General features: G+C 66.3%; 18 protein-coding genes. 8 read left to right on the plus strand and 10 right to left on the minus strand.

Features of this window, described 5'->3' with window-relative positions; all coding sequences use genetic code 11:
* Positions 1–70: 70 nt before the first annotated feature.
* The 3 genes from FVF75_RS10135 to FVF75_RS10145 are packed head-to-tail and all read right to left on the minus strand — an operon-like array spanning position 71 to position 3,439.
* A complete protein-coding gene (locus FVF75_RS10135) occupies positions 71–1,066 on the minus strand; it encodes a glucokinase (protein WP_148377849.1) in 996 nt (331 codons plus the stop codon).
* A gap of 2 nt (positions 1,067–1,068) precedes the next feature.
* Positions 1,069–2,394, minus strand: coding sequence for a GH1 family beta-glucosidase (locus tag FVF75_RS10140; RefSeq protein WP_148377850.1), 1,326 nt, complete (start codon positions 2,392–2,394; stop codon positions 1,069–1,071).
* 19 nt (positions 2,395–2,413) lie between these two features.
* Positions 2,414–3,439: a LacI family DNA-binding transcriptional regulator gene (locus FVF75_RS10145; RefSeq protein ID WP_148377851.1), complete on the minus strand. Its 1,026-nt coding sequence runs from the start codon at positions 3,437–3,439 to the stop codon at positions 2,414–2,416.
* A gap of 264 nt (positions 3,440–3,703) precedes the next feature.
* Here FVF75_RS10145 and FVF75_RS10150 point away from each other — a divergent pair, with 264 nt between their 5' ends.
* From FVF75_RS10150 to prfB, 6 genes are all read left to right on the plus strand, one after another.
* Entirely contained in the window at positions 3,704–4,963 is a 1,260-nt protein-coding gene (locus FVF75_RS10150) for an ABC transporter substrate-binding protein (protein ID WP_148377852.1), read from the plus strand.
* A gap of 144 nt (positions 4,964–5,107) precedes the next feature.
* Positions 5,108–6,130 (plus strand): carbohydrate ABC transporter permease, encoded by a 1,023-nt coding sequence (locus FVF75_RS10155; protein WP_148377853.1) that lies wholly within the window; start codon positions 5,108–5,110, stop codon positions 6,128–6,130.
* A gap of 12 nt (positions 6,131–6,142) precedes the next feature.
* Positions 6,143–7,294, plus strand: coding sequence for a carbohydrate ABC transporter permease (locus tag FVF75_RS10160; RefSeq protein WP_148377854.1), 1,152 nt, complete (start codon positions 6,143–6,145; stop codon positions 7,292–7,294).
* A gap of 35 nt (positions 7,295–7,329) precedes the next feature.
* Complete coding sequence (locus FVF75_RS10165) at positions 7,330–8,970, plus strand: alpha-amylase family glycosyl hydrolase (protein ID WP_187393037.1); 1,641 nt, start codon at positions 7,330–7,332, stop codon at positions 8,968–8,970.
* Positions 8,971–8,982: 12 nt separating this feature from the next.
* Positions 8,983–10,077: an ABC transporter ATP-binding protein gene (locus FVF75_RS10170; protein WP_148377855.1), complete on the plus strand. Its 1,095-nt coding sequence runs from the start codon at positions 8,983–8,985 to the stop codon at positions 10,075–10,077.
* A gap of 73 nt (positions 10,078–10,150) precedes the next feature.
* Positions 10,151–11,278, plus strand: coding sequence for a peptide chain release factor 2 (prfB, locus tag FVF75_RS10175; protein WP_148377856.1), 1,128 nt, complete (start codon positions 10,151–10,153; stop codon positions 11,276–11,278).
* A gap of 2 nt (positions 11,279–11,280) precedes the next feature.
* Here the strand turns inward: prfB and FVF75_RS10180 are convergent, their stop codons facing one another.
* Positions 11,281–12,168, minus strand: a complete 888-nt coding sequence (locus FVF75_RS10180; protein WP_148377857.1) for a c-type cytochrome — start codon at positions 12,166–12,168, stop codon at positions 11,281–11,283.
* Positions 12,169–12,173: 5 nt separating this feature from the next.
* The gene (locus FVF75_RS10185) at positions 12,174–12,644 is read right to left on the minus strand and encodes a c-type cytochrome (protein WP_148377858.1); all 471 of its coding nucleotides are present in this window, start codon (positions 12,642–12,644) and stop codon (positions 12,174–12,176) included.
* 117 nt (positions 12,645–12,761) lie between these two features.
* Here FVF75_RS10185 and FVF75_RS10190 point away from each other — a divergent pair, with 117 nt between their 5' ends.
* The gene (locus tag FVF75_RS10190; RefSeq protein WP_166127473.1) at positions 12,762–13,625 is read left to right on the plus strand and encodes a LysR family transcriptional regulator; all 864 of its coding nucleotides are present in this window, start codon (positions 12,762–12,764) and stop codon (positions 13,623–13,625) included.
* Here the strand turns inward: FVF75_RS10190 and FVF75_RS10195 are convergent.
* Complete coding sequence (locus FVF75_RS10195) at positions 13,615–13,776, minus strand: hypothetical protein (protein WP_246138058.1); 162 nt, start codon at positions 13,774–13,776, stop codon at positions 13,615–13,617. The two genes, FVF75_RS10190 and FVF75_RS10195, sit on opposite strands and share 11 nt — an antisense overlap.
* Positions 13,777–13,812: 36 nt before the next feature.
* On the minus strand, positions 13,813–14,352 hold the full coding sequence (gene hpt, locus FVF75_RS10200; protein ID WP_148377861.1) for a hypoxanthine phosphoribosyltransferase: 540 nt from the start codon (positions 14,350–14,352) through the stop codon (positions 13,813–13,815).
* Between the two features lie 69 nt (positions 14,353–14,421).
* Between hpt and FVF75_RS10205 the strand changes: the two genes are divergently transcribed.
* Positions 14,422–14,877: a type II toxin-antitoxin system RatA family toxin gene (locus FVF75_RS10205; RefSeq protein WP_148377862.1), complete on the plus strand. Its 456-nt coding sequence runs from the start codon at positions 14,422–14,424 to the stop codon at positions 14,875–14,877.
* 6 nt (positions 14,878–14,883) lie between these two features.
* On the opposite strand, the gene FVF75_RS10210 is transcribed toward FVF75_RS10205, so the two are convergent.
* The 3 genes from FVF75_RS10210 to FVF75_RS17560 are packed head-to-tail and all read right to left on the minus strand — an operon-like array spanning position 14,884 to position 17,514.
* Positions 14,884–15,822 carry a tyrosine recombinase gene (locus FVF75_RS10210; RefSeq protein WP_148377863.1) on the minus strand — a complete coding sequence of 313 codons (939 nt, stop codon included), beginning with the start codon at positions 15,820–15,822 and terminating at the stop codon, positions 14,884–14,886.
* The gene (locus tag FVF75_RS10215; RefSeq protein WP_148377864.1) at positions 15,819–17,387 is read right to left on the minus strand and encodes a hypothetical protein; all 1,569 of its coding nucleotides are present in this window, start codon (positions 17,385–17,387) and stop codon (positions 15,819–15,821) included. Before FVF75_RS10215 ends, FVF75_RS10210 begins: the two co-directional genes overlap by 4 nt.
* Positions 17,377–17,514, minus strand: coding sequence for a hypothetical protein (locus FVF75_RS17560; RefSeq protein ID WP_166125631.1), 138 nt, complete (start codon positions 17,512–17,514; stop codon positions 17,377–17,379). Before FVF75_RS17560 ends, FVF75_RS10215 begins: the two co-directional genes overlap by 11 nt.
* Positions 17,515–17,543: the final 29 nt, after the last annotated feature.

Raw genomic sequence — 17,543 nt, forward strand, 5'->3', positions numbered from 1 at the left:
CCCGGGTTGGATTTCGTTTGGGCGACGCTGCCAAAACGCGACCGGGGCGCATCTCGGCGCAGGCCGGCTGTCAACGTCGCGCGGTCGGCACAATCGAACGCAGGTTCGCGAGGTGGTGCGCGCATCCGGTCAAGGCCGCGTAGTCGTCCTCGATCACGGTCACGGCGAAGTTCTTCATGAACCCGGCAAACCGGCCCTTGTCACGCATGGCATCGCCATATCCCATCCGCCCCAGCCAAGGCGTGACGGCGCGTGCCACGCCGCCGACCAGAAAGACGCCGCCGAACGGCAGGTGGATCAGTGACAGGTTCCCGGTGACGGTGCCGAGGATACGCACGAAAAACCGGATCGTGTCGGTGGCGATCGGGTCTTGGCCCGCCTCCGCCGCCTGCATGATCTGGGCTCCCGACAATTCGGCCGGCGCACCCGCGCGCCGGGCGCGCCAGGCGTAGACATGGCTCAGCCCGCGCCCGGACAAGACGTCCTCGATGGCCGGAAACCCGTGCGCAGTCTCAAGCTCGCGGCACAGTTCCAGTTCTTCCTCGGTGCGGATGGGCAGGTTGGCGTGGCCCGCTTCGGCCGGCGGCACGAACCGCCCCGCCGCAGTCTCGTAGACCGGTGCGCAGTTGAAGCCGGTGCCGACCCCGATCACCAGGCGGGTGGCATCGGGGCGCGGCGCGGGTCCCTCGACGATCGGGCGCAGCGATGCCGCGGGCAAATGGCCCAGCGCGTAACCTTGTGCCTGCAAGTCATTGAGGATCGAAACCTTTTCCGCCCGCGCGGCCCGCGCAACGGTGGCCAGGTCGATCGTCCAGTCGAGGTTGGTCAGCGTTGCGGCCCCGTCGCGCACCGGCCCGGCCACGGCGACACAGGCCCCGGCGCAATCGGGGTTGCCCTCGTCGGCGAGATAGGTGCCGAGCACCGTCTCGAGCCCCGGGTAGTCGGCGTTGCAGTAGCGCCGGATGGTATCGGGCAACAGCCGCGTGCCCTCGGCCAGCGCCACGCGGGTGTTGGTGCCGCCGATATCGGCGAGCAGCGAATAGAGGTTGGCGGGGCGCGGGGGCATGGTCAGCTCCGGGTCAGGGCCTTGGCAAGCGCGTGATACGAAGCCTTGGGGGTGCGTTCAAGCGTGTCGAAATCCACATGCACGAGGCCGAAACGCTTGTCATAGCCCAGCGCCCATTCGTAGTTGTCCATCAGCGACCAGACGAAATAGCCCTTGACCGGCACGCCCTCGGCAATCGCCTGTCGGACCTTGGCGACGTGGGCGTCGATGTAGGCGATGCGGTCGTCGTCCTGCACCTTGCCGTTTGCGATCCGGTCCGGTGCCGCCATGCCGTTTTCGGTGACGAACAAGGGCGTGTCGCCGGTGAAATCGCGCGCGGCCATGGCCAGGAAATGGTGCAGCCCGTCCGGGTAGATCTCCCATCCCATCTCGGTTTTCGGCAGCGGCCCGTCGACCTCGGCGAGGCCCGGCCAGGGGCCGGGGGCGGCGGCGATCAGCTTGCGGGTGTAGTAGTTCAGCCCGCACCAGTCGACGGGTTGCGAGATCAGGGCCATGTCGTCCTGCCAGCGGTCGGGCATATGCGCCTCCAGCCCCGCCAGCACCGCCTCGGGGTAGGTGCCGCGAAAGATGCCGGAGAGGAAGAACTGGTTATAGATCGCGTCGTAAGTCTCTGTTGCGGCGCGTGTTTCCGCGCTGTCGTCAGCGGGCGCAGCATATTCGAAATTGCACACGGCGCCGAGGTTGGTCATGCCAAGCCCGCGCATCGCGGCGGTCGCGGTGCCATGCGCCAAAAGCACGTGGTGCATGGCGCGCGCGGTGGCGCGGATGTCGCGCAGGCCGGGGGCGTGGTGGCCGAGGAAGTGGCTGAGCCAGGACACGCACCAAGGCTCGTTGATCGGGGCCGCCGACCATAGGCGGTCACCGATCCGGCCCATGATCACTTCGGTGAAGTCCCCGAACCACCCGGCGACATCGCGGTTGCGCCAGCCGCCCAGATCGGCAAGGGGCGAGGGCAGTTCCCAGTGATAGAGCGTCGCGGCGGGCTTCAGCCCCCGTTCCAGCATCCCGTCGATCAGGCGGTCGTAGAAATCCAGCCCCTCGGGGTTGGGCGCGCCGCGCCCCTCGGGCATCACCCGCGCCCAGCTTGTCGAAAATCGGTAGACGTCGAACCCGGCCGCTGCGACCAGGTCGAGGTCGGCCTCCCAGCGGTGGTAGTGGTCGCAGGCGGTGGCGCCGGTCTCGGCCTTGGCGACGTTGCCCGGTGTGGCGGCGAAGCTGTCCCAATGGGTTTGCCCCGCGCCGCCAAAGGAATGACCCTCGATCTGGTAGGCCGAGGTGGCGGTGCCGAACAGGAAGTCGTCGGGGAAGTCTGAGCGTGAAAACTGCATGGCAATCCTTGAAGAGGGGTCAGGCGCGGGCCGGGCCGGTGGACTGGCCGAGGATCAGCTCGGCCTCGAGCAGGTCCTGGCGCGCGCCGCTGTCGGGGTCTTCGATGATCTCGAGCAGCATCCGCGCGGCGCGCCGTCCCGCTTCGCGCACCGAGGATCGTGTGGCCGTGAAAACAGGCACATCCGCGCCGTTCTTGAGGTAACTCAACTCGTCGTCATGGGTGATGACCGAGATGTCGCGGCCCATGTGCAGCCCCAATTCCTCGATCGCCCGGCGCACCCCGATGGACGGGATGATCGACGAGACCAGGAAGGCGGTGGGCGCATCCGGGCGGGCCAGAAGCGCGCGGGCGGTGTCGTGGCCGTAGCTTTCGGTCATCTCGTCGGCGAACATCAGGTCGGGATCGGGGGCAAGGCCGCGCGCGTCCAGCGCCTCCTGAAACCCGGCGCGGCGACGGATCGCGAAGTCCATGTTCTCCAGCCCGTTGATCAGCGCGATTCGCCGGTGCCCGAGGTCGAGCAGGAAGTCGGTGGCACGCCGGAAGGCACGGGTGTTGTTCATGTCGACCCAGCTGTAGGGCTCGTTGGCGTCCGATGCGCGGCCATGGACAACAAAGGGCATCTCGATCTCGTTCAGCAGGTGGATGCGCCGGTCGCCGACCTTGGGGGCGTGGACGATGATGCCGTCGACCGAACCGCGGGTGCGAAACTCGCGGTAGGCGCGGGCCTGTTCCTCGTCCGGCACGATCGAGATCAGCATGTCGTAGCCCTTGGCGGAATAGACCTCGCCGGCGCCTGCGATGAAGTCGGCGAAGACCGGGTTGACCATCTCGTGCTTGGAGGCCAGCGGGATCACGTGGCCGATCGCCATCGCGCGCCCGGTGGCGAGGCTGCGGGCGCGCATGTTGGGCCTGTAACCATGCGCCTCGGCCGCCGCCATCACGCGTTTGCGGGTCGCCTCGGACACCTCCGGATAGCCGTTCAGCGCCCGGCTGACGGTGGTCTGCGACAGTTGCAGCAGGTCCGAGAGGTCTTTCAGTTTCATGGGCGGCGCAAGCACTTCAAAGCGGTTTGGGTAACTTCGGACGGTAATCCGGCTTGCCGGAAAGGTCAAAAGAAACCGGTGGAAAGCGATTTTGCTGCGATAACATAGCTTTTTTCGGCCCGGTCTGATCTGGATCGTTGACAGGGACGAGCCCATCGGCGACGGTTGCGCCATCCAAAGCGCTTTGGGGTGAGTCGATGACCGTCCCGAGCCATGGTGGATTATTTCTGGCGCCGATGTTCGGCGCGCATCTGGGAGGATCACATGAGACATGCACTTCTTGCCGGCGCAGCAACGCTGGCGCTTTCGGCCGGCTCTGCCACCGCCGAGAAAATCACCATCGCCGGGCCGTGGATCGGCGCGGACGAGGAGCACGTGCAAGTCGTGCTCGACGCCTTCGAAAAAGCCTCGGGCCACGACGTCAGCTATGTCGGCTCCGACAGCTTCGAACAGCAGATCGTGATCGACGCCGAGGCGGGGTCCGCCCCCAACGTCGCCGTGTTCCCGCAGCCCGCGCTGGCCGCCAGCCTGGCCGCCAAGGGGTTCCTGACGCCGCTGGCCGATGGCACCGACGACTGGATTCGCGAAAACTACGCCGCCGGCCAATCCTGGGTCGATCTGGGCACGTTCCCGGATGCTGACGGCAACGATCAGCTGTTCGGCTTCTTCTACAAGGTCGATCTGAAATCGCTGGTCTGGTATCTGCCCGAGAACTTCGAGGACGCGGGCTATGAGGTGCCCGAGACCATGGAAGACCTGAAGGCGCTGACCGAGCAGATCGTCGCCGATGGCGGCACGCCGTGGTGCATCGGGCTGGGCTCGGGCGCCGCGACCGGCTGGCCGGCGACCGACTGGGTCGAAGACCTGATGCTGCGCACCCAGCCGCCGGAGGTCTATGACGACTGGGTCTCCAACGCGATGCCATTCGACGACCCGCGCGTTGTGGCCGCGATCGAGGAGTTCGGCTGGTTCGCCCGCAATGACGATTTCGTCGCCGGCGGTGCCGGTGCGGTGGCCACCACCGACTTCCGCGACAGCCCCAAGGGCCTGTTCTCGTCGCCGCCGCAGTGCTACATGCACCGCCAGGCGTCGTTCATCCCGTCCTTCTTCCCCGAAGGCACCGTGGTGGGCGAGGATGCCGATTTCTTCTACTTCCCGTCCTACGCCGACAAGGACCTGGGCAACCCGGTCCTGGGGGCCGGCACGCTCTGGGCGATCACCAACGACAGCCCTGCGGCGCATGACCTGATCACCTTCCTCGAGACGGTCGAGGCGAACGAGCTGTGGATGGCGCGCAAGGGCTTCCTCACGCCGCACAAGGGCGTCGACCTCAGCGTGTTCTCGGACAACACGCTGCGCGGCATGAACGAGATCCTGCTGGGCGCGACCACCTTCCGCTTTGACGGCTCCGACCTGATGCCGCCCGCCGTCGGGCAGGGATCGTTCTGGACCGGCATGGTCGACTATGTCGGCGGCAAGTCGGCCGAAGAGGTCGCCAGCGACATCCAGGCAAGCTGGCCGTAGGGCGCACGCGCCGAAACAAGATGGGTCCGGGCCGTGTGGCCCGGACCCGACCAGCAGGTTCCCCGGGAAAGAATTGCCATGCGCGCGTCAAGACGCGTAGGCTGATACCCGGACCACAGTTCAGGGACTATGGGGGAGGACGCGATGAATCCGGCACTTCAAGGCTTGATGACCATCGTTCTGGGTGTCGGCGGCTGCCTTGCCTATTTCTGGTTGTCCAACCAGGTGCTCGACAAGGTGATCTTTCCGGCCCGCGGCAAGAATATCGGCAAGAACATCAACCGCGCCAACCTGATCCGCCCCTGGCTTTTCCTGTTCCCGGCGCTGTTCGCGCTCGGCCTCTACCTTGCCTACCCGGTGGTCGAGACGCTGCGCCTGTCCGTCACCGAGCGGGTGCCGGTGCCCGGCGGCGGCGGGGCATTCACCTATGAATTCGTGGGCGTCGACAACTACGCCAAGATGATGGACGAGCCCAAGTTCTGGGAGGCGGTGCGCAACAACTTCCTGTGGCTTCTGGTGGTGCCGGCGATGTCGACGGTGTTCGGCCTTCTGGTCGCGCAGCTTACCGACCGGCTGAAATGGGGCAGCGTCGCCAAGTCGATGATCTTCATGCCGATGGCGATCAGCTTTGTCGGTGCCGCGGTGATCTGGAAACTGGTCTATGACTTCCGCCCGATCGACCAGGAACAGATCGGCATCCTGAACGCGATTGTCGTGAGCCTTGGCGGTGAGCCGCACACCTGGCTGACCACGCCGTTCTGGAACAACTTTTTCCTGATGATCGTGCTGGTCTGGATTCAGACCGGCTTTGCCATGGTGATCCTGTCGGCCGCACTGCGCGGCATTCCCGAGGAAACCATCGAGGCGGCGATCGTCGACGGGGCCAATCCGTTCCAGATTTTCTTCAAGATCAAGATCCCGCAGATCGCCGGGACCATCGTGGTGGTCTGGACGACGATCACGCTGACCGTGCTCAAGATTTTCGACATCGTGTTCGCCATGACCAACGGCCAGTGGGAGACGCAGGTGCTGGCCAACTACATGTATGACAAGCTGTTTCGCGCCGGCGACTGGGGCATCGGATCGGCCTCGGCGATGGTGATCATGCTGCTGGTCCTGCCGATCCTGGTCTGGAACGTGCGCACCGCGCGCCGCGAAATGCGCTGAGGGGGCAGAGACATGGACAATATCGCAGGCACCAAGTCGAGCCTGACCTGGGCGGTCAACATCTCGGTCGTGGTTCTGGTCGTGCTGTGGCTGTTCCCGACGCTGGGGCTCTTGATTTCATCTTTCCGCACCGCCGACCAGATCGCCACCTCGGGCTGGTGGAAGGCGATGTTCCCGTCCGAGCAGAACCTCGTTCTGCGCACCGGCGACCCGGATGACGAGCGCGTCGAGAGGGACGGTGTCTTCGTCGTCGAGGGCAACCTGTTCGCCACCGGCTCCGAGGCGGAAATCAGCGTCTGGGGCACCTCGTCGCGCGAGATTTCGGCCTATGAGGCGGGCGAGACCGCCGATCTTGGCGACGGCGAGACGATGACGGTCGAGAGCAATGGCGACTACGTCTGGACCGGCGACGCCGAGCAGTTGACCGGGCGCGGCCAGCGCATCTTTGCCACCGCCGTGACGCCGCCCGAGTTCACGCTCGACAACTACAAGACGGTGCTGTTTTCCGGCTCGCCCACCGACAACATGGCCCGGGCGTTCTTCAATACGCTGACCGTGACGATCCCGGCGACGATCATCCCGATCGTGGTCGCGGCCTTTGCCGCCTATGCGCTGGCGTGGATGGATTTCCGGGGCCGTGCGCTTCTGATCGCCGTCATCGTCGGGCTTTTGGTGGTGCCGCTGCAACTGGCGCTGATCCCGCTGTTGAAGCTGCACCTGGGGATCGGCATAGGCAAGGGCTACCTCGGGGTCTGGCTGGCCCATACCGGGTTCGGGCTGCCGCTGGCGATCTATCTGCTTCGAAACTACATGGTCGGATTGCCGCGCGACATCATCGAGAATGCCAAGGTCGACGGGGCCACGGATTTCCAGATCTTCACCAAGATCATCCTGCCGCTCAGTTTCCCGGCGCTCGCGTCCTTCGCGATCTTCCAGTTCCTCTGGACCTGGAACGACCTGCTGGTCGCCAAGGTGTTCCTGATCGACGCCTCCGGCGAAACCACCGTGATGACCAACCAGATCGTCGAGCTTCTGGGCACCCGGGGCGGCAACTGGGAAATCCTGGCCACCGCGGCCTTCGTGTCGATCTCGGTGCCGCTGATCGTGTTCTTTGCAATGCAGAAATACCTTGTGCGCGGCCTTCTGGCCGGCTCGGTGAAGTGAGGGGTTGAATGACGGCACAGGATGAGGCGCCCAGGATGACACATCTGGCAAAAGACCCGGACTGGTGGCGCGGCGCGGTGATCTACCAGATCTATCCGCGCTCGTATCAGGATTCGAATGGCGACGGGGTCGGCGACCTACTGGGCATCGTCCGGCGGTTGCCCTACATCGCCTCGCTTGGGGTCGATGCGGTGTGGATCTCGCCGTTCTTCACCTCGCCGATGAAGGATTTCGGCTATGACGTGGCCGATTACTGCGATGTCGACCCGATGTTCGGCACGCTGGCCGATTTCGACGCGGTGATCGAGACCGCCCATGCCCTTGGCATCAAGGTGATGATCGACCTGGTGCTCAGCCACACCTCGGACCAGCACCCGTGGTTCAAGGAAAGCCGCGCCTCGCGCGACAATGCCAAGGCCGATTGGTATGTCTGGGCCGAGGCCAACCCGGACGGCACGCCGCCCAACAACTGGCTGTCGATCTTCGGCGGCTCGGCCTGGCAGTGGGATGGCGGGCGGATGCAGTATTACCTGCACAACTTCCTGACCTCGCAGCCGGACCTGAACTTCCATGAGCCCGAGGTTCACGACGCGCTGCTGGATGTCGCCCGCTTCTGGCTCGAGCGTGGCGTGGACGGGTTCCGCCTCGATACGATCAACTTCTACACCCACGACAAGGAACTCAGGAACAACCCGCCGCTCGACCCGGCGCTGCGCACCTCGCGCACCGCGCCCGCGGTGAACCCCTACAACTGGCAGGAACATCTCTACGACAAGTCGCGACCGGAAAACCTGATCTTCCTGAAAAAGCTGCGCGCGGTGATGAAGCCGTTCAATGCCGCCGCCGTGGGCGAGGTGGGCGACGAACAGCGCGGGCTGGAGATTCTTGGCGAATACACCGCCGGCGATGACCTGATGCAGATGTGCTATGCCTTCGAGCTTCTGTCGGGCGATCAACCCACGGCGGGTTATGTCGCCGAGGTGATGGCCAAGGTCGAAGAGGTGGCCGCCGATGGCTGGGCCTGCTGGGCCTATTCCAACCACGATGTCACCCGCCACGCGACCCGCTGGCAGTTGACGCCGCCGGCGCTGCGCGGCTTCACCACGCTGATGATGTGCCTCAAGGGCTCGGCCTGCATCTACCAGGGCGAGGAACTGGGGCTGCCGGAGGCCGAAGTGGGGTTCGACGACCTGCAAGACCCCTACGGCATCGAATTCTGGCCCGAGTTCAAGGGCCGCGACGGGTGCCGCACGCCGATGGTCTGGGAACGCTCCAACGCCTCGGGCGGGTTTTCCACAGCACCACGCACATGGCTGCCGGTGCCGGGCGAGCACCTGGCCCTGTCGGTCGAGGCTGCCGAGGCCGACCCAGGCGCGCTGATTCACCACTACCGCCGCGCCATTGCGCTGCGCCATGCCCATCCGGCCCTGATGAAGGGCACGCTGGAGGCGCTCGCGGTCGAGGGCAACGTGCTGAGCTTCACCCGCCGCCACGCGGGCGAAGAGATCTTTTTCGCGCTCAACATGGGCGAAGCGCCGGTCACGATCACGCCGCCCGCGGGCGACTGGACCTGGCTTGGCGCGGAGTTGAACAGCGCACATCCGGGCGCGGACGGAAAGGTGCACCTGGGCCACTGGCAGCCCTGCATCATGTTGCGGGCCAAGGCGCGCGCGTAGGAGAGGAAAACCATGGCCGAGTTGAAACTCACCAATGTCGGGAAGGTCTACGGCGGCAAGGTCGAAGTCCTCAAGGACATCAACATGCACATCGCCACCGGCGAGCTGATCGTGTTCGTCGGCCCCTCGGGCTGCGGCAAGTCCACGCTCCTACGAATGGTCGCGGGGCTGGAAAAGATCACCTCCGGCACGCTCGAGATCGACGGGGTGGTGATGAACGACGTGCCGCCCAGCCAGCGCGGCATCGCCATGGTGTTCCAGTCCTACGCGCTGTATCCGCACATGACGGTCTATGACAACATGGCCTTCGCGCTGAAGATCGCCAAGAAATCGAAGTCCGAGATCGACGCGGCGGTGCGCAAGGCGGCGGGGCTGTTGCAGTTGACCGACTATCTCGACCGCCTGCCCAAGGCACTGTCGGGCGGGCAGCGGCAGCGCGTGGCAATCGGCCGTTCGATCGTGCGCGACCCCAAGGTCTATTTGTTCGACGAACCGCTCTCGAACCTCGACGCGGCGCTGCGCGTGGCCACCCGCATCCAGATTGCCGAACTCAAGGAATCGATGCCCGACTCGACCATGATCTACGTCACCCACGACCAGGTCGAGGCGATGACGCTGGCCGACAAGATCGTGGTGCTGGCCGACAAGGGCATCGCCCAGATGGGCAGCCCGCTCGACCTCTACGAGCGCCCGGAAAACGAGTTCGTGGCGCAATTCATCGGCTCGCCCGCGATGAACCTGCTGCACGGCACGATCAAGGGCACCGGCAAGCAGACCGAGATCGACCTGACCCATGGCCACATCGCCATCGCCGATATCGAGACCCAGGCCGCCGAGAAGGGCCAGGAGGTCAATGTCGGCGTGCGGCCCGAGGATTTCCGCATCGCCGAGGAAGGCGAGCACGTGTTCTTCGAAGGCGCGGTGGACTATGTCGAGGCGCTTGGCGAGGTGACGTTGCTCTACTTCAAGGCTGAAGGCGACGCCGATCCGATGATCGCCAAGCTGCCGGGCACCCACAGCGATCTGCGCGGCCAGACCGTCAAGCTGACAGCCGATCCGGCCCGCGTGCAGGTGTTCCACCAGGGGCTGTCGCTGCGCACCCGTTGACCGGCGGCGCTTGAACCGCCGGGCCGGGAACGATACATCCCTGCCGAACGGACTGAACCCGAGAGGCAGCATCATGCGCGCAGAGGCGCAGAACAACGTCGAGGCGATCGAGAAGTCGCTTGCGCTGCTCAGGCAACGGATCGGCTGGGAGACTGCCGAGCACCGGCTTGAGGAATTCAACGCGATGACCGAAGATCCCACCCTGTGGGACGACCCGGCGCGCGCGCAAAAGCTGATGCGCGAACGCCAGGCGCTGGCCGATGCGATCGACGGTTACACCGCGATGGCGCAGGACCTGTCGGACTCGGTCGAGTTGATCGAACTGGGCGAGATGGAGGACGACGCCGAGGTGGTGGCCGACGCCGAGGCCGCGTTGAAGACCCTGCGCGACAAGGCCGCCGCCGCCGAGCTCGAGGCGCTTCTGAACGGCGAGGCGGATGCAAACGACGCCTTTCTCGAGGTGCATTCCGGCGCCGGCGGCACCGAAAGCTGCGACTGGGCCGCGATGCTGGCGCGGATGTATGTCCGCTGGGCCGAAGGGCAGGGCTATGACGTGGAGTTGCAGTCGGAAACGCCCGGCGAAGAGGCGGGGATCAAATCCGCGACCTACAAGATCACCGGCCACAACGCCTATGGCTGGCTGAAATCGGAATCCGGCGTGCACCGGCTGGTGCGGATTTCGCCCTACGATTCCGCGGCCCGGCGGCACACCTCGTTCTCGTCGGTCTGGGTCTATCCGGTGGTCGACGACAATATCGAGATCGAGGTGAATCCCGCCGATATCCGGCTCGATACCTACCGCTCGTCCGGGGCGGGCGGACAGCACGTCAACACCACCGATTCCGCCGTGCGCATCACCCACATCCCGACCGGGATCGTGGTGACAAGCTCGGAAAAATCGCAGCACCAGAACCGCGACATTGCCATGAAGGCCCTGAAATCAAGGCTTTACCAGTTGGAGCTTGACCGGCGCAACGCCGAGATCAACGCCCAGCACGAGGCCAAGGGCGAGGCCGGATGGGGCAACCAGATCCGCAGCTACGTGCTGCAGCCCTACCAGATGGTCAAGGATCTGCGCACCGGGTATGAGACCTCGGATACCCAGGGGGTGCTCGATGGTGATCTGGGCGGGCTGATGGCGGCGACGCTGGCGATGGACGTGCACGGCAAGTCGCGCGCCGAGGCGCAGGCCGACGACTGAACCTAGTCCAACGGCAGCGCCTTGACGTAAGCTGCAATGGCGGCGCGGTCGGCCTCGGGCAGGTGCGCCAGGTTTTCGACCACCAGCGCCATGTGGCCGCCGGCGGTGTCGAAATCCGGCGTGAAGCCCGAGGTGAAGTATTCCACCAGGTCGCTCTCGCTCCAGCTCATCTCGGGCGGGGTGAGGTCGGGAAAACTGCCGCGCCCGGCGGGGTTGGGCGCGCCGCTCATCCAGTCGGCCCCGGTCTTGAGCCCGCCCAGCAGGTTGCGCGGGCTGTGGCATTCGGCGCAATGCCCCATCGCCTCGACAAGGTAGCGGCCACGTTCAAGCTGTGGCGAAAGATCGCCCTGCATCACCCAGTCATCATTGAGAAAAAGCAGCTTCCAGCCGCCGAGGGCGGTGCGCATCGAGAACGGGAACGGAACGTCGTGGGCGGCATTCGGCGTGGGGTCGGCGGGCAGGGTTTCGAGAAAGGCGTGCAGATCGACCACATCCTGCGGCGCCATCCGCGTGTAGCTGCCGTAGGGAAACACCGGGTAGTAATGGCGTCCCTCGGGCGAAGTGCCGTGGTGCAACGCGTTCCACAGGTCCAGCGCCGACCACCCGCCGATCCCGGCCTCGGGGTCGGACGAGATGTTGGGCGCGGCGAAGGTGCCGAAGGGCGAGGGGAAGCGCTGGCCGCCCGACAGCACCAGCCTGGTCTCGTCGGTGGCCTTCTCGGGCTGGTGGCAGGACGCGCAGCCGGCGGCGTGAAACACCTGTTCGCCGTTGTCCGCATCGGGCACCAGCCCGGCCAACAGGTCGGGCGCGTCGGTTCTCGGGCGCGTGAGCCAAAGGCCGACCGCCACCACGATCAGCGCCAGAATGGCAAGGCGAACCAGCCAGCGCATCGCCGTCACTCGGGCTGGCGGAAGTCCTTGTGGCAACCGCCGCAAGCCCCGCCAAGCGGCTGCATCGCCTGCTTGAGTGCATCGAGATCGGTGCCGGCGGCGGTGACCATCGCCTCGGCGGCGGCGGTCAGATCGCTGAGGTGCGCGCTGAATCCGGCCATGTCGTCCCAGATCTCGGGCAGGGCGCGGGTGTCGTCGCGGCTGAAACTGTCGCTGCCCTCGGGAAACATCGGTCCGACGCTGACCCGGCTGAGCGTCAGGAGGTTGCCGGCGGCCGTGCTGGCGGTCTCGGCATCATAGGGCATCTCGTCCTTGGCCATGGCGCCGATGGGGGCGAGGTTGAAGGCCATGAGCTGCATCAGCGATTTTCGCGCCTCGACGGCCGGGTTCTTTTCGGCATGGCTGGCGGCGAACAAGGCACCGGCGACAAGGGCGGCCCCGGAAAGACCGAGGACGAGGGAGCGGGAAAACGACATGAAAACCTCCTGAACATGGGATGAACATGGGATTACTTGGCCCATCCCTACTCTATCTGTTAGAAAATCCCTGTGAACTCGGGAATTTTGCAGGGGGTCTGTGCAAAAATGCGTCACATGAACTGGGATGACCTGCGCTTTGTCCTGGCGGTGGCGCGCGCGGGGTCGCTGGCCGGGGCATCGCGGGCGTTGGGGGTCAACCATGCGACGGTGTTGCGCCGCATCACCGGGTTCGAACGCGACCTGGATGTGACGATCTTCGACCGCACCGCGCGCGGCTACCGCGTTGCGCCGCGGCGCGCGCAGGTGATCGCGGCGATGGAGCAGGCCGAATCCGCCGTTCTCGGGGTCGAGCGGGTGATGTCGGCGGCGCGGTCGCCGCTTGCGGGGGTGGTGCGGGTGACCTCGACCGACACGCTGTGCCTGGCGGTGATGCCCGGCATCGTCGAGACGCTGCAGGCGGGCGAGGGCGACCTGACCATCGAGTTGAATTCGCAGAACCTGCATCTCGACCTTGGCCGGCTCGATGCCGATATCGCGGTGCGCCCGGCGCGCAGCCTGCCGGACGGGTTGACCGGGGTGCGGGCCTGCCAGATGGGCTTTGCGGTCTATGCCACCGGCCCGGCGATCGGCAACTGGCTGGGAATGACGGGCAGCCTCGCGCCGCTGCCGGCGTCGGAATGGCTGCGCGCCAACGTGGCGGCGGAACGGATCACCGGTCGGGCCGACAGTTTCGTTGTCCTGCGGGAAATGGCGGCAGCGGGGCAGGGCCGGGCGATCCTGCCCTGCGTGCTGGGCGACGAGGATCAGAGGCTGATACGGCTGGCCGACGCCATGCCGCCGATGGTCACCGACATCTGGGTCGCAAGCCATCCCGACATGGCCGATGTGCCACGCATCCGCGCGGTGTGCGACATGCTGGTGCGGGCCCTGGAGCGCGAGGCCGCGCGGCTGCTGGGTGCTGCCGCGACTATCGGTTGATCCGTCCACCGCGCGGCATGTCGTTCAGGATCATCCAGTCGGGCGTTCCGAACAGCCGTTCCAGCCCGAAGATGACCAGCGCCACGACGATGATCCCGAGCACCAGCTTGACCTGTTTCGACGAGGGCGGCCTGCGCGCCCATTTGGCCATGCGGAAAAAGTGGCGCGGGTTCATCATTGCGGGGTGTTACCCGGTGAACCGGACCGCACCGATATGCGGCAGGTTGCGGTTGCGCTGCGCGTAGTCGATGCCATAGCCGACCACGAAACGGTCGGGAATCTCGAACCCGGTCCAGTCGGCCTTCACGTCGACCTCGCGCCGTGTGGGCTTGTCGAGAAGCGCGATGGTGCGCAGCCGCTTCGGCCCCTTGGCCCCGAGATAGCCGACCACGTGTTTCAGCGTATGGCCGGTGTCGACGATATCCTCGACCACCAGCACGTCACGCCCCGCGATCTCGCCGCGCAGGTCCTTGAGGATGCGCACTTCGCGGCTCGACTCGGTGGCGTCGCCGTAGGAACTGACCTCGATGAAGTCGACCTCGACCGGCAGATCCAACTCGCGCACGAGGTCCGCGATGAACACGAACGAGCCGCGCAAAAGCCCCACCACCACCAGCTTGTCGGTGTCGCCAAACGCCTCGGTGATCTCGCGGGCGAGCGCTTCGATCCGGGCGGCGATCGCCTTGGCCGAGATCATTTCGTCGATGACATATGGCCGCGCCGACATGGCACCCCCCTTGAAGTTTCGGCCCATCCTATGACATCTGCGGCCAAGGTCACGCAAGGAAAGGGCGACATGCCGACACATGCGGAAAAACGGATCGTGCCCTATACGGCACAGCAGATGTTCGATCTGGTTGCCGATGTCGGGCACTACCCCGCCTTTCTGCCCTGGATATCCGCCGCCCGCGTCAGGATGCGCACCGAGCGCGAGGATGGGACCGTGGCGATGGAGGCCGACCTTGTGGTCAGCTTCAAGGTGTTCCGGGAAACCTTCGGCAGCCGTGTCGTGCTCGACCCCGGCAAGATGCGCATCGACACCAGCTATCTCGACGGGCCGTTCAAGTATCTCAAGAGCTACTGGGTCTTTCGCGATCTCGGCGAGAAAAGCGAGATCGAGTTCTTCGTGGATTTCGAGTTCAAGAGCGCGGTCTTGCAAAAGCTGATCGGGGTGGTGTTCAACGAGGCGATGCGCCGCTCGGTAAAGGCGTTCGAGGACCGCGCGGCGGCGCTCTATGGCGGCGGCGGGTAGGGCGCGTCAGGTCTTTTTCGCCAGCGGGTGACGCGTCAGCACCAGTTCGCGCAGCCTTTCTTCCAGCACATGGGTGTAGATCTCGGTGGTCGACACGTCGGCATGGCCCAACAGTGTCTGGATCGCCCGCAGATCGGCGCCGTGCGCCAGAAGATGCGTGGCGAAAGCGTGGCGCAGCCGGTGCGGCGTGACCGTTTCGGGTGAGACCCCGGCGGCCACCGCGATCTCCTTGATCAGCCCGTGGAACCGGTGCCGGGTCAGGTGCCCGGCCTTGCCGCGCGACGGGAACAGGTAGGGCGAGGGTTTCTGCGGCGGCGGTTTCGCCGCTTCGGCGTCGTCGCGGACGGTCAGCCACGCCGCCAGCGCCGCGCGGGCCGGTTCCGACAGCGGCACCAGCCGTTCCTTGCCGCCCTTGCCGCGCACCAAAAGCATCCGGGGGTCGCCACGGGCCGCGCTGGCGGGCAGGCCGACCAGTTCGCTCACCCGCATCCCGGTGGCATAGAGCAGTTCCATCAGGCAGGTGTTGCGCAGCCGGTCGGTCGGGCTGCGCCCGTGCCGGGTCGCCGCCGCCAAGAGCGCCTCGACCTCGGCCTCGCTCAGCGTGCCGGGCAGGCGCCGCGCCTTGGCCGGGCCGGTGATGCGCAGGGCCGGGTTGTCGGCGCGCCAGCCCTCTTCATAGGCAAAACGATAAAGCTGCTTGACCGCCGACAACCTCCGCGCCCGGGTCGCGGCGGCCAGCCCCTCGGCCTCGCAGCTCACCAGGTAGGCCTCGATATCGGCCCGGCGCGCGGTGGCGAAATCCGACCCGCGCGCCTCAAGAAATCCCGCGAAGTCCTTGAGATCGCGTCCATAAGCCAGAAGGGTGTTTTGCGCCGCGTCCAGTTCCGCCGCCTGAGCATCGAGAAAGGTCGATATCCAGCGCGCCGCTTCGCCCGACAGGGTCATCCGTTCCGGTCCAGCACCAGGTATTCAAGCGCCGCGCGCCGCGCGGTTTCCTCAAGCCCCACGGCGCGAAACAGTGCCAGCGCATCGGTGATCTGGTCCAGATCGCCCGGCGCCCCGTCGCTGAACAGCGCCATGGCGCGCAGGATCGCCTCGCCCAGCCGGTCCCCGTTGATGAGGTCGGCCAGTCGCGCCGGAGGCCCCTCGGCGGCAAAACCGTCGATCACCGCCTGCGCCCGCGCCTCGGTCGAGGTCAGCCCCTCGACCTGCCCACGCGCCACCCCGGCCAGCACCCGGTCGAGCGGCCCAGCCGCCTCGGGCAGCCCGGCCATGGCCACCGCCTCGTAGTCCGGCGACAGAAGCCCCATGCGAAAGGCGATGCGCCCGGCCTCACCCGGCAGGCCCAGCCCGGCCAGGTCCGCGCCCAGAACATGTGCGATCTGCACCTCCACCCGCGCCGCCGACAGGCTGTTCCATAACGGCGGCAGGGCCGCTGCAATCGCCTCGCGGTCCTCGGCTTCCAGCGCCGCTTCGAGCGTTTGCAGCGCCTCGACCCGGGTCCAGACTCCGCCGGATGCCGCCGCGCGGCGCTCGGTGTAAAGCCCGACCAACTGGTTGTCGCTGACAGCGCCGGTGCGCGCCAGCCGTTCGCCCGCCTCGACACGGGCCTTCCAGCCGATATTGGCGCGAAGGTCGGCCTGGGCGAAGGCCACCGGAAGCGAATTGGTCGGAATCGCCTGCCCGATCGCCTCGAACATGCGGAAGGTCAGGGGGGTGGGCTGGTCGGGCAGGGGCAGGGGCGGTTCTTCCTCAAAGAGGTCCGGGTCGAGAAAGCGCGCGAACAGGTCGGCGTCGTCCTCGGGGATCAGCCCCAGCACGCTGCCGGTGCCCAAAAGCAAGGCCGCCCCGTCCCAATCGCCCATCCGCGCAAGGCAGAAGATCCGCGCCTGGTAGGTCGGCGACAACTCCGGCGTGTCTGACAGCACTTCGCACAGCTTGTCCTCCTCGCCGATCAGCAGCGTCACGTCGAACCAGCGCCGGAACACCTCCGGGCTTTGCGGCCCGGCACGCTCCAGCAGCGCCTCGGCCTGATCCAGCGCGCCTAACTCCAGCAGCTTGTCGACGCGGGCCAGGAAGATCGCGGCGCCGTTCTCGGCGGTTTCCATCACCGGCGGGTCAAGCTCGGCCAGCAGCAGGCGATAGGCCAGCGCGCTGATCGCGGGCAGGGTTTCGTCGGGCAGTTCGCGAAAACGTCGGGCGATGTCCTCGGGCCGCGACTGGCCCCACAGATCGCCCGGCAGGCCGGTGACGCTCGGGGGCAGGATGCCGATCGCGTCGGGGCGGGTGCCGCCCAAGGTGGTGACGGTGACGGTGGCGATCGGGGCGCCGGGGGTGACCGCGGGTTCGTCGACGCGCGGCAGTCCGTCCTCGCCGCCCGGCACGGCCTGCGGCGTGGCAACCGAATCCGACAGCCACGGGATCGCCGACATCGGCGCGCCGGCGTCCTGCGCCATGGCTGCGCCGGCAAGGCCCGCCAGCGCCAGGACTGCCGCCGCCCTAGTTCGCATCCAGCGTCACCGACAGGCTTTGCTCGCGCGGCGTGGGCGACAGGTCGCCCAGGTAGGCGAACACCGACAATCCGATCCCGACCAGGACCACGACCAGCAACAGAAACTTGACCAGGCGCCACAACATCTTCCCGCCCCCTCTTTTTTCACAGGTTT

Origin of the sequence: Maritimibacter fusiformis, assembly GCF_008086115.1 — a bacterium.
In the GTDB taxonomy this organism is placed as follows: Bacteria; Pseudomonadota; Alphaproteobacteria; order Rhodobacterales; family Rhodobacteraceae; genus Muriiphilus; species Muriiphilus fusiformis.